The following is a 12,777-nucleotide window of genomic DNA, read 5'->3' on the forward strand; positions in this document are numbered from 1 at the left end:
CCCACTGTTATTTAATACAACAAGCGTGAAGAAAACAATTGTATTCCTTTTACTAGTAACCTACTCAGCGCAAGCGCAAATTGTAAAGGAGTATAAAAATGCTCCATTGCAAGAAGTACTTACCGATATTTCTGAATCTTACGGACTTATTTTCTCTTACAGCAACGATATTATACAAGGCAAATCCGTTTCTATTAAGATCCAAGATACTCCTATTGATGAAATACTAATTACGCTACAATCCCTAACGAAACTTTCGTATAACAAGATTTCTGAAAGACAAATTACGGTCAGTACCCCAGATACCAAAACAACCATTTGTGGATATTTATTTGATGGTGAAACTAACAGTCCTTTATCCTACGCCACCATAGTCATAAACGAATCTAATGAAGGAGTGATCTCCGATGAAAATGGTTTTTTCATATTCGAAAAAATTAATAAAACCGCTACCATCTCCATTCAGTATGTGGGATATAGTGAAAAAGCCATTCCTGTCACTGCTTTTACAAAATCAGATTGCCAACACATTCAGTTGATCAAAGAAAGTACCACATTAGATGAAGTGCTTATCATAGAGTATATTACCAAAGGACTGGGAAAAAATATCGATGGATCTCTTATCATCACCAATGAGGAACTGGGAATCCTACCAGGACAAATCGAACCCGATGTTTTTCAGAGTATACAATCCATTCCTGGCATTAACAGTCCGGATGAAACCGCTACTGGAATTCAGATTAGAGGAGGTTCTCCTGATCAAAATCTAATCCTTTGGGATCATATAAAAATGTATAATACCGGACATTTGTTTGGGTTAATTTCTGCTTTTAATCCTTATGTAGTATCAGATGCAAAAATATTCAAAGGAGGTGCTGATCCTAAATATGGAGACAGAGTTTCTGGTGTAATTGATATTACAAGTGATCACAAAACTCCTGAAAAACTAGAAGGTGGTCTTGGTATTAATGGTACGCAGGCGGATCTATTTCTAAAAGCTCCTATCGGAAAAAAAATAGGAGTCATTGTTTCTGGAAGAAGGGCGTATACCGATTATCTCGAAACACCTACCTATTCCGCTTATTTCGAGAAAGTGTTTCAGAATACAAAAATCACTGAAGCTTTAAATCCCATTGATGCCGAAGAAGAAGATGAAATCGAGGAAGAAGTTTCGGACAACAATTTCTTTTTCTACGATACTAGTGTAAAACTCATTGCAGACATAACTGAGCATAATAACCTTAGCGTAAGTGGAATTTATACCAAAAACGATCTCGCTTTTGAGATTAATAATGAAGAAGATCAACTAAGAGACAATCTTACGATCCAAAATGAAGGCGTCAGTTTTTCTTGGATCCATAGCAGTTTTAAAAACATTGAGGCGAATATCAAAGGGTACTATTCTAAGTATGATTCTGATTATAACTTTACAGAAACCCAAGAAACGGTTATCGAGGAGCAATCCATCCGAAAAAATACAGTAGAAGATATCGGTTTTGATGTGGATCTGCAGTACAAATTTAACAACAGACACTCGCTGGCATTAGGATATCAGTTTTCTAATAACAAAGTGTCTTATACCGTTACGAGAGAAGGAACTTTTGAAACTCCGATTAATGAAACTGATCTTATAAAAAATAGTGCGAACACGCTTTATAGCAATTATAAATATACTACTAATCATAAAGGTTCTGTGAACCTTGGATTTCGTGCTTCTCATTATTCCGTGGTGGATCAATTCTATGTAGAACCGCGTATTAATATAGAATATCCGATTACGAATTCCTTACGCATCAAAGCTACTGGAGAACTACGATATCAACCTATCAGCCAATTAGTAGAGTTTGAAGATACGCAGCTACGATTAGAAAATAACCTATGGATTCATTCGGATAATGATGAAATACCTGTTTTAGAAAGTTTACAATTCTCTGGAGGGTTCTTATTCTCTAAAAACAATTGGAACTTCGAAATCGACGGTTATTACAAAAATATTGATGGTCTTACCTCTCTTACCAATGGATTTAATAATATTAATAATGATTTATCTACTGGAGAAAGTGATGTGGTAGGCGTAGATGTTTTATTAAAAAGAAGGTTTAAAAATTTTAGAACCTGGATTGGGTATACGTTTAATAACATCGAATATACATTTCCAGAATTTCAGGAAGCTTCTTTTCCTGGCAATAATGATATTACTCATAATTTTAGGATTTCGAATACCTTAGAAATAGATGATTGGGAGTTTTCTTTGGATTGGCTATGGAGGTCTGGTGCTCCTTTTACCGATGCTGATCTCGTAGATGAGGATATCGAATTTGGTACACCCAATGCACTAAATTTACCCAATTATCACCGATTGGATGCTTCATTGACTTATCATTTTGATGTTATAAAAAACAAAGATTGGAAAGGACAGATTGGAGTTTCTGTATTAAATCTTTATAACAGACAAGTACCTATTGCTATCAATTACCAATTAGATGAAAATGCAGATGGCGATGCAGAGTTAGATATCATACGCCAACAGTCATTAGGCATTACGCCGAATATTACGTTTAGAATGAGTTTTTAGAAGCGTGTGTTTATGCATTAACAAACGATTATTCTTTAAAACTGTTTTTCTTTTTTTCATTGTCAAACTAAGGGTAATATTATTAAATTAAGTATCCTTGTTGTCAGTCTGAGCTTGTCGAAGACCTATAAAAACTTAGTTTTCAATTTCACTTCGACAAGCTCAGTGTGACAAAGAACACAAACCCTCTTAACTTTATAAAAGCTCTTCGAGGTATTAAAAGACAGCCTAGTACTAATGCATTCATCCTTACTACCCCTTACCAAACTGGTTCGAAGCGTTACTGAACTATTTCGAAGGATTACAATACTCCTTACAAGGAGTGTTCTATGGCCTGACACCCCAAATGGGATGAGATACAAGGCCTTTTTTATGGCAAAAAAGGGTTACATAATGGCCTAGAAGGACTTTGGTAAGGGCTCACAACCCTAAAATCACAAGCTTTAAGTATTCATTTAATCCTTATAATGAGTCCGCCAAGAGGTATGGGGCATACTCGTATGGGGTGCCGGTAAAAAAACAATATTGTATAAGTGGGGAATTTTTAGTTATATTAGGACGTTCAATAAACGTAAGTGTATTACTTGGTATGTGTTTACAAATACTTATAAGTATTTGTAATTGCGTATAAGTGCAAAATATAACTGATATAGCTGTACTGGTGAATATACACCTACGTTACCAACAAGCAAAAATCATAATTAGTATTTAATTACATAATCTTATATTCAAAATTTGTAGATTAGTTAATAAATACTAACTCTATAAATCTAAATAACCCAATGTCATACCAACAAAAAGAAATAGATGGTTTTTTTGAAGCAGTAGAATCGTTGAAAAAGTACAGAAGGGCTGACCTGATAGACGAGAGGGGAAGAAATTTATTAAAGGAGTTATATACCGATCTATTACCCAATGATTATATTCTTAAAAAATCATTGAAGGAAAATACAACTTTCTTAATTGGCAGGAAAGGAACTGGAAAATCGACCATTTTTTTAAGATTGGAACAAGAGTTAAGAGATAAAAAAGGCTATTTACCTTGCTATCTTGATGTTAAAACAATTTATGAATCTTCACAAACCAAACTTTCAAGATTAGACGAAGTTGAAAAACTTCTTCCTCCTGAAATTGTAGAAAAATATCTAATTGAAAGATCCTTTATTCAAACAGTTTTATCAACTATAATAAAAGAAGTTACTAAAAAATTCGACTCTAATGTTGACAAATTATTGGAGGCTCTAGGTATAACACAAGTAGAAGCTGTCAAAGAAAAACTTGCCGAGTTAAAAAACAATATAGAGGATAATCAATATTTAGAAAAAATAGAAATACCTATACTTCAAACCATCCAGACGTCAAAGACCAACTCTGACGAACTAACTAAGGAAAGAAATGTCGGTATTAAAGGTTTTAGTGCAAATGCAAGTGTTAACCCTAAGGGAATCAACACTGGTCTAAAAACAGATTCTGGAATTGATTGGAAAAAAGGACAAAAGCAATTTTCCGAAAATGAGGATAATTTTTCAACAGTATTCCTGAAAGTTTTTCAAATAAAAGAAATAATTACCGGCATCAAAGAAGCTTTAGCGATTCTAAAGATAAGGCATTTATACATCTTATTAGATGACTTTTCAGAGATAGACGATGACTCAATAATAACATTTGTAGATGTTATTTTGGCTCCATTAAACAACTGGTCTGAAGAATTTATAAAATTTAAAGTTGCCGCTTATCCTAATAGAATATATTATGGTAAGATTGATCCTGGTAAAATAGATACGATAAAATTAGATTTTTATAATTTATACTCGGAATTCGACAGAGATAAAATGGAATCTAATGCTATTGGTTTTACCAAAAAAATACTTAAAAGAAGATTTGACAAATACGTTGGGAATTCCATTGATGCTTTCTTCGATACTACAAAAAATTCGATGGATGACTACTATGAAATTCTATTTAATGCCTCTATGAATGTTCCTAGGATATTAGGATATATCTTGTCATACTGCTATCAAAGTAGAATTATTTATAATAACAAGATAAATAAAAGTGATATAGAATCAGCTTCCCAAAGATATTACGAAGAAAAAATTTATTCTTTTTTTGAAACTACTACACATTCTTTAATCTCCCTTGATGAAAAAGTGTCGGCATTACAACTTAAAAATCTATTGAATTTATTTATTCAAAAATCAAAAGAAACCAAACGTAGAATTACCACCAATGATCTTAAAGGATCAATTTATGTATCATCTGAACCCTATAGTAGCCACTTTCATTTTGATCCTAGGTTTGAAGAATTTTTGAAAACTCTTGAATTGAATTTTTTTATTAGTAAGTACAATGATCTGAGTGATAAAGATGGAATACCTGTTTCTATTTATTCATTAAATTATGGTTTATGTAAAAAAGAAAATATTTTTTGGGGAAAGCCAAAAGGTCACAGCAAGTATCGCAAATACTTTATTGAAAGGCCTTTTAATTATAACAAAATAATAACTGGATTCCTTTCTGATGCAAAAAGAATTATTTGTTCAAATTTAGATTGTCAAAAACAATTCGATATAGAAGATTTAAAATTCTTGGAATTTAACAATAATAAATGCAACAATTGTCAATCGGAAGTAATTATCGAAACTCTTGCTGACGATGTTAAAAATTTAATACAAAAAATTGATGAAACTAAAATGCTTCCAGTCCCTGAAGTGAAAATATTAAAAGAATTACAAAATTCTGATTCTGATTTATATGCTCGTGAGATAGCGCAGGAAGTTGATTACTCAGGACAACTGATTGGATGGAGAGGTAAAAAATTAGATGAAAAGCATAATTTAGTAAATAGAGAAAAAACGGATGGTAAACCATACAAATATAGACTATCAGAAAAAGGTAAAAATTTCTTTACTGGCTGGGAATGAAAATACCAGTTGGTAACACTATATAACAAATCATAGTCGCCTTCGGCAGACTTCGCTTGTTATATTTACCGTTGTGCACAATATAAAGAAATCCTAAACTTGAAAGAGAAACCTCAAAAGAACATAGACAACGAAATAAGAGAAATTGATTGCTTTCTCCTAAATGAGACTTTTTCTGTTGTTCATAAAGAAATATTTCCTATTAATAAAAGTAAAATTACTTTATCTAAATTCCCCAACAACAATTTTATCTATTTTGATATTGAATTGACATCAAAAATAGAACCTATAGGAGTTACTTTCAAAAGACTAGGTTTCAATGAAATTTTTAAAATAATCTCAAAAGAACATGCTTATATAATTCCATCAAAAAGTACAACTCAATTAACTGGTAAAAAATATGTATCGTCCGAGAAATTAACGGGGAAATTAGGCTCGGTTTATTCCGAAAAGTTTCCCGTCGAATCAAATTCTATTTTTCGTTTATTGATTAATATTGGCCAGGAAAGTTTCACAACAAACTTTTTTGGTAAAGAATACAGCTGTGGACAAACACATTACGGTTTAGGGCTTATTTCAATTGTAGTAGATGAAACACAATATCATATATACAGGCATCATAATGGGGATTTTAACTATTTAATCATCGAATGCTTAAATCAAACTGATTTCTCAGCATTTAAAAAAGTAAACGAATTACTTTTGAAATCATTTGGTTTCTTGACGGGAAATTGGTACCAAAATGAATATTTTATATTCTCTTACAAAACTTCAAACTTTGAAACCATAGAATCGATTTACTATGAATCATTAGGCAACTCAATTGTTTCAAATCAAGAAATTATCAATCCAAGCGAGTTTCGCGTTTTTATGCAAAGTAAAACATCCGATAGGCCAATATTGACTTCAATCCTATTCCCTGAAAATACCTTGGCTGAGCTAATAAAACTTTTAAAACTAAAACCCGAATTGGAAAGAACCATTGACCTGTTAATTGAAGGAAATGGAATTAACTCCCCTTTAATTAAATGTTCTATTTTCCATGTAGCTTTGGAAACCATAGTAGGTCTTATAAACACCGAAAACAAGAAATTTTTCAAGCCTATTAAAAACTCAAAAACACTTAATAAACTAAAAGAAGAACTTATTGAATTAGTACAATCGAAAAAAGAAGAGTTTAGAAGTATTGAATTTGATTCAATAGTCAAAAAAATAACATATATAAATACTCCGTTTAACAAAGACAAATTTTTATTAGCATTTGAACTTTATCAAATTGAACTACCTAAACGACTTAAAGACCTTTTAAATAACAGAAATAAATTTCTTCATGGAAAAACTCCATTTAAAGAAGGTTTATTAAAAACCAAACTGATAGAATTAAACCTCGAATCTGATAGAATTCAAATGTTAGTTTCTATTCTTATATTAAAATATTGCAATTATAAAGGTCATATTAAAAATCAAGCTGCCTATCGCTTGGCTGAAAGTAAGCATATTGAAGAAAAAGAAATAGAAATTATCGAAAGTATGTTCTATAAAATATGAATCCAATGCACAACAACATATATGTGCCATAGCAGGAAAGTGATCAATCGATTGGTTATTGTATATTTATGAAGGCGCAATGATTGCAGAAATTAAAAGTTAGCACCCCGCTAGCGCTCGAATCCTTTCGGGTGCCACATAAGAGTAAGAACAGTATACCGAAATAGGTTTAAAAAATTATGTATGCGCATTTTAACGCCAGCTAGCGCCCGAATCCTTTCGGGTGCCGCATAAGAGTAAGAAAAGTATACCGAAATAGATTGAAAAAATTATGTATGCGTATTTTAACTACTTTTAGACATTATGAGTAGGAAATACAAATTTCATAATGCTTCAGGATTATATTTTGTAAGCTTTGCCACAGTATATTGGATAGATGTCTTTACCAGACAAATATATTTTGATGTGCTAGCAGAAAGTGTAAGCTATTGCAGAAAAGAAAAAGGTATGGAAATGTATGCTTATTGCTTTATGCCAAGCCATTTGCATTTTATTTTCCGTTCTTCACAAGAACAACCGATGGAGTTATTAAGAGATTTTAAACGATACACATCTAATAAAGTTGTTGAATCCATATTGAATAATCCTCAAGAAAGTAGAAAAGAATGGCTGTTATGGATGTTTGAGCGCGCTGCCAAAAAACAGTCAAACGTTACCAAATATCAATTTTGGCAGCATCATAATCAACCTATAGAGTTATGGAGTCCAGCTGTTATAAAGCAAAAGATAGATTATATTCATAATAATCCAGTAGAAAGTGGTTTTGTTACTAATCCAATCGATTGGAAATATAGTAGTGCTAGAAACTTTCAAGATGATCATACTGTGTTGGAAATCGACAACACTGGATTTTTATAACGTATGCAGCATACATGGCACCCGAAAGGATTCGGGCGCTAGCGTTCGTTTGTGATGAGTTACAGAAACCTACATGATGTAAATAGATTCCGCATCCAATGCGAAATGACAAAATGGTGGGATTCGGACGCTGGCGATAGGATTTTTATAACGTATGCAGCATGTGTGGCACCCGAAAGGATTCGGGCGCTAGCGTAGGTTATGTTTTAAAAAATACACTTTAAAAAAGTTTACATAATGAATAAAAAAAACATCAACTTATCAACAGCTTTTTTGATGCTTACTGGATGTGTCTTCCTAAATAGTTGTTTTAATACGAGTATTAGCGCTACTAAAGAAGAAGTCTCCGCTCCAGCTCAAAAGATTACATACCCAAGCGATGTAATTCCGTTTATGGATAAATTTAAAATACTCCTTGGAAATGGAAAGCATGTAAAAGACCTCGATAAATTTGAGGAAAAAGATTTTTTCTATACTGCTATGGATAGCACAGGACCTTGGGTGGTTTATAAAACTCCAAACTCTGGAGTCACTTCTAAAAACTCCAGTAATACAAGAACAGAGTTACAAGAAAAAAGAGAATGGACACCTGAACAAGGCGGTAAACTAACAGGTACGTGTAAAGTTATGCATGTTTCTACTTCTGGCGATGCTAGAGTTGCCGCTTCCTATTCAACCGTGATTGGCCAGATTCATAGTGGTGAAGGACATGAAAATGAACCCTTAAAAATATTTTACAAGAAATTTCCTGGTCATAAGAAAGGCTCTGTTTTTTGGAATTACGAAATCAACACCGCAGGTGATGACAATTCTGGAAGATGGGATTATTCTAGTGCTGTTTGGGGATATGATATGTCTGTCGTTGGAACAGCAAAAGATGAGTTCCCTGCCGAACCAGAGGATGGTATAGCATTAGGAGAACAAATTAGTTATGAGGTAAACGTATATAAAGGCATCATGTATCTTACCTTTAAAAGTGATGGCCATACAACGAAAACATTTACTAAAAATCTTATCTCCTCTGAATATACAAAACGCTCAGACTTGCCAGAACAGGTTAAGAAAATATTCGTGCCTATTGGCCGAGATGGAATAGAACGGGACATAGCCTATAAAGGAGAATTGGTTTATTTTAAACAAGGTGTTTATAATCAAACCAATGGGAAAGATCCTGAAAAAAATATGCTTTGGCACACGGGTGCAGCAACTTATGGTGGTAATATCGCTAAGCAATATGAAAATGGAAGTTATACGGAAGTATGGTTTTTAGAAGCTACTATCGGTTCAGGCAGTCCTCCAAAATAGAAGATGATCATACTGTTTTAAGGTAGACAAAATAAACGCTACCCCACAAACATAATTACCCTTTTGGACAACTATGTCCGTTATATTTACCGTTGTGAATAATCACCAAATTTGCCCTTTTTACCAATTTTTGGTATTTTTGAAATAAATAATGCTAAAATGAGTAAAAATACATCAATATCACTTGGAAATTATTTTGATCAGTTTATTCAGAGTAGAATTAAGGAAGGACGGTTTAAAAATGTAAGTGAAGTAATTCGTGCAGGACTAAGACTTTTAGAAGAAGAGGAAAGTAAAGCTGTAGCCCTAAAAAATGCAATTCAAGAAGGAATTGACAGTGGAATTGCTCATGATTTTAACCCCAAAGACCATCTTAAATCTCTAAAAGCAAGAAAACAATCGAATGGCTAAATTCAAACTGACCAATAAAGCGGTTGAGGATTTATCAAAAATTTGGGATTATACTTTAGAGGTTTGGTCAGAACAACAAGCCGACAAATATTATGAAATGTTGATTTCCAATTGCCAAGAAATAGCTTATAATCCAGATTTAGGAAAAAACTACAAGGGAATTACTAAAAATCTCTATGGAGCAAAAGCAAATCGACATATTATTTTCTATCGAACTACGGACGAAAATTATGTAGAAATCACAAGGATTTTGCATGAAAGAATGGATTTAAAAAAACGAATACTTGAATAAAACTACTCACAACAATTTCTATAGTTCATCTGTTCTCCCACCAGCGCTCGTCTTTGACTAATGAAATCAGCCTTACACTAGATAAATGGATTCCGCATCAAGCGCGGAATGACAAAATTGTAGGCTAATTCATACCAAAAAAATGGTTGATACGAATTTTAATAGAAAACAGTATATTCGTCTAAAGAAACCACATCGATGAATTATATTGATATTATTCTTGGCATTTTACTTCTTTGGGGACTTATCAAAGGGTTTAGCAAAGGGCTGTTTGTTTCCTTAGCTTCCCTGGTAGCGCTAGTGGCAGGTATTTATATTTCTGTACACTTTTCTTATTATGTAGGTGATTATCTAGCACAATATGTGGATTGGAGCGATGGAGCGCTTAAATTAACCGCCTTTGCGATCACATTTATCGGTGTTGTTATTCTCATCTCTTTGGCAGGAAAACTATTGACAAAAATTGCAGATTTTGCTTCCTTAGGGATTCTTAATAAATTATTGGGCGCTGCTTTTGGCGTATTAAAATTTGCTTTTATCGCCAGCGTAGTTATCATCTTTATCGACGCTGCCAACAGATCTTTAAAAATCATAAAACAGGAAACCTTGGATGCATCGATTTTGTATGCTCCTGTAAAAAGTTTGGCTCCAGCCATTTTACCGAATATCTTAAAAGACAACAAGGCTACTTCTGAAGAAAGTACACAGGTTTAGGATAACTTTTTAAACCGTATCCTTCACATTATTCTGAATGTATTCTAAACAAGAATCAAAGTCTTCGAATATATAATTTTCAGGAACCAAATCAGGCACAATATCGATATGCTCCATCATATATCTTGGTTGCTTTGCCAAGCCTACAAACAATACTTTAATTCCTTTTTGCTGGAGTCCTAGGATGATCTCTTCCATCGTATATAATCCCGATTGATCCATATACTGCATTTTGGCCAATCGTACGATCACTACTTTAGACGTATCTGGAATCTGCGCAGCTAAATTTTGGAAGTCACTCGTAGATCCAAAGAATAATGGTCCTTTAAGGTGTTTGATAAACACCTCTTCTTTCAACTTCTCAGGAAAGTTTTTCTCATCACTCCAAGCTTCTTCTTTAAGCGGTTTTACATCCGATCGTTCTGCTGTAAGATCCCCAATTTTTTTCATAAACATCAAACAGGCTATCACCAATCCAATACCTACAGCATACACCAAATTCCAAAAAGTAGATAAGATCAATACCACAAACATGATCAATACTTCAGAACTTACTTTAATAGGTCCTAATTTAATGTCTTTTGGCATACTAGGCACTGCTTTTAGTCCTTTATAATCCATGACACCAATTCCTACGGTAATTAAGATTCCTGCAAGTACGGCAGCAGGTATTTTAGACGCTACAGGTGCTAATCCCAACATTACTACAAATAGTACCAACCCTGCAATCATTCCGGATAATTTGGTTTTACCACCTGCGTTGATATTTACCACAGTTCGTATCGTCGCTCCCGCTCCAGGAATACCTCCAAATAATGATGCTATGGCGTTACCAATACCTTGTCCTACCAATTCTTTATTAGGTTTGTGTCTGGTTTTGGTCATATTATCCGCAATCACACTCGTTAGTAAAGAGTCAATCGCTCCTAATAATGCCAATGTAAATGCTGTAAAAATATAGGGTGTAACACTAGCTAGACTAAATCCTGTAAATATTTCCCATCTTGGAATGGGTAAACCGCTTGGAATCTCTTTGATTGGTCTATAATCCAACCCAAAACCATAGGCAATACCAGACATGACTACTAATGCGACTAATGTACTAGGTATCGCTTTTGTAATTCGTTTAAAACCATAAATGATAAAAATGGTTCCCAGCGCTAATAGTAACTCTAACCAATTAATATTTTGTAAAGCTCTCGGTAGTGCTTTAATAGCCCCTAAAGCACCAGAGGTTTCTTTTCCTGCTAATGTTTGAGATTCTTTTAAGATATCCGCTTCCGAAATTGTTTCGGCTTTGGTAATGGTTTGTTTAAAATCTTCTAGCACCAAAATACCTTTACCTGCTTCTTCTTGTAAAATGTTCTTTAGGATTACCTCTTCTGCCTCTATTTTGAATTTTGAAACAAACTCAACATCTTCTTTTGGATAATATCCGACAGATGGTAATATTTGGGTTAACAAGATAATCACTCCAATCGCAGTCATAAATCCTGAAACTACAGGATATGGAATATATTTAATGTATTTTCCAATTCCGATAGCTCCTAACAAGATTTGTATCAACCCGCATAATAAAAAGATCGTAAGGATGGCTGGTAATGCTTTTTCTACACTACCGTCATTAGCTGCAATAATTCCTGCAATCACCACCATACTTACAGCAGTCATTGGTGCTGTAGGACCAGAGATTTGCGTATTGGTTCCTCCGAATAAGGCAGCGAAGAAACTAATAAAAATAGCTCCGTATAATCCTGCTGTAGGTCCTAATCCAGATGATACTCCAAATGCTAAAGCCAGTGGCAATGCTACGATACCAGAAGTTAATCCCCCAAAAGCATCTCCTTTAAAATTGCTAAAAAATCCTTTCATTACACGTATATTATTTCCTAGAAGTTTAAATGTCTAATGTAAAACTATTAAAATAAAACAAAAAAGAGGTCTAAAAAGTATTACAAACTCGTATTTGTCAGTCTGAGCCTGTCGAAGATCATTTGAAAAACATCAGATTAAAAACTTCGACAGGCTCCTTTAGATTTGTTTTTTAGATATTTATGAAAGAGAAAGGAAACAAAAGTAACCTATGACAAGGCTCTAAGTTTTAAGACTTATAAGCTGATTTAGACTTTTGTTTCCCTTTTCATCAAAAG

General features: G+C 33.5%; 9 protein-coding genes. 8 read left to right on the forward strand and 1 reads right to left on the reverse strand.

Annotated features, from left to right (window positions below):
• Nucleotides 1-25: 25 nt before the first annotated feature.
• The 8 genes from ACWNT5_RS04195 (at nucleotide 26) to ACWNT5_RS04230 (ending at nucleotide 10,627) form a co-directional block, all read left to right on the forward strand.
• Complete coding sequence (locus ACWNT5_RS04195; RefSeq protein ID WP_456516687.1) at nucleotides 26-2,575, forward strand: carboxypeptidase-like regulatory domain-containing protein; 2,550 nt, start codon at nucleotides 26-28, stop codon at nucleotides 2,573-2,575.
• A 782-nt stretch (nucleotides 2,576-3,357) separates the two neighbouring features.
• Nucleotides 3,358-5,499 carry a hypothetical protein gene (locus ACWNT5_RS04200; protein WP_456516688.1) on the forward strand — a complete coding sequence of 714 codons (2,142 nt, stop codon included), beginning with the start codon at nucleotides 3,358-3,360 and terminating at the stop codon, nucleotides 5,497-5,499.
• Nucleotides 5,500-5,598: 99 nt separating this feature from the next.
• Nucleotides 5,599-7,047, forward strand: a complete 1,449-nt coding sequence (locus ACWNT5_RS04205; RefSeq protein ID WP_456516689.1) for a hypothetical protein — start codon at nucleotides 5,599-5,601, stop codon at nucleotides 7,045-7,047.
• 303 nt (nucleotides 7,048-7,350) lie between these two features.
• Nucleotides 7,351-7,905 carry an REP-associated tyrosine transposase gene (locus tag ACWNT5_RS04210; RefSeq protein WP_456516690.1) on the forward strand — a complete coding sequence of 185 codons (555 nt, stop codon included), beginning with the start codon at nucleotides 7,351-7,353 and terminating at the stop codon, nucleotides 7,903-7,905.
• A gap of 237 nt (nucleotides 7,906-8,142) precedes the next feature.
• Nucleotides 8,143-9,210 (forward strand): polysaccharide lyase family 7 protein, encoded by a 1,068-nt coding sequence (locus ACWNT5_RS04215; RefSeq protein WP_456516691.1) that lies wholly within the window; start codon nucleotides 8,143-8,145, stop codon nucleotides 9,208-9,210.
• Nucleotides 9,211-9,369: 159 nt separating this feature from the next.
• Nucleotides 9,370-9,621 carry a type II toxin-antitoxin system ParD family antitoxin gene (locus ACWNT5_RS04220; protein WP_299608732.1) on the forward strand — a complete coding sequence of 84 codons (252 nt, stop codon included), beginning with the start codon at nucleotides 9,370-9,372 and terminating at the stop codon, nucleotides 9,619-9,621.
• On the forward strand, nucleotides 9,614-9,913 hold the full coding sequence (locus ACWNT5_RS04225; RefSeq protein ID WP_456516692.1) for a type II toxin-antitoxin system RelE/ParE family toxin: 300 nt from the start codon (nucleotides 9,614-9,616) through the stop codon (nucleotides 9,911-9,913). Before ACWNT5_RS04220 ends, ACWNT5_RS04225 begins: the two co-directional genes overlap by 8 nt.
• 198 nt (nucleotides 9,914-10,111) lie before the next feature.
• On the forward strand, nucleotides 10,112-10,627 hold the full coding sequence (locus ACWNT5_RS04230) for a CvpA family protein (protein WP_456516693.1): 516 nt from the start codon (nucleotides 10,112-10,114) through the stop codon (nucleotides 10,625-10,627).
• Nucleotides 10,628-10,636: 9 nt separating this feature from the next.
• Here ACWNT5_RS04230 and ACWNT5_RS04235 read toward each other — a convergent pair whose 3' ends face one another.
• Complete coding sequence (locus ACWNT5_RS04235) at nucleotides 10,637-12,499, reverse strand: SulP family inorganic anion transporter (protein WP_299900704.1); 1,863 nt, start codon at nucleotides 12,497-12,499, stop codon at nucleotides 10,637-10,639.
• Nucleotides 12,500-12,777 lie beyond the last annotated feature (278 nt).

Source organism: Aquimarina sp. 433 (assembly GCF_054054605.1).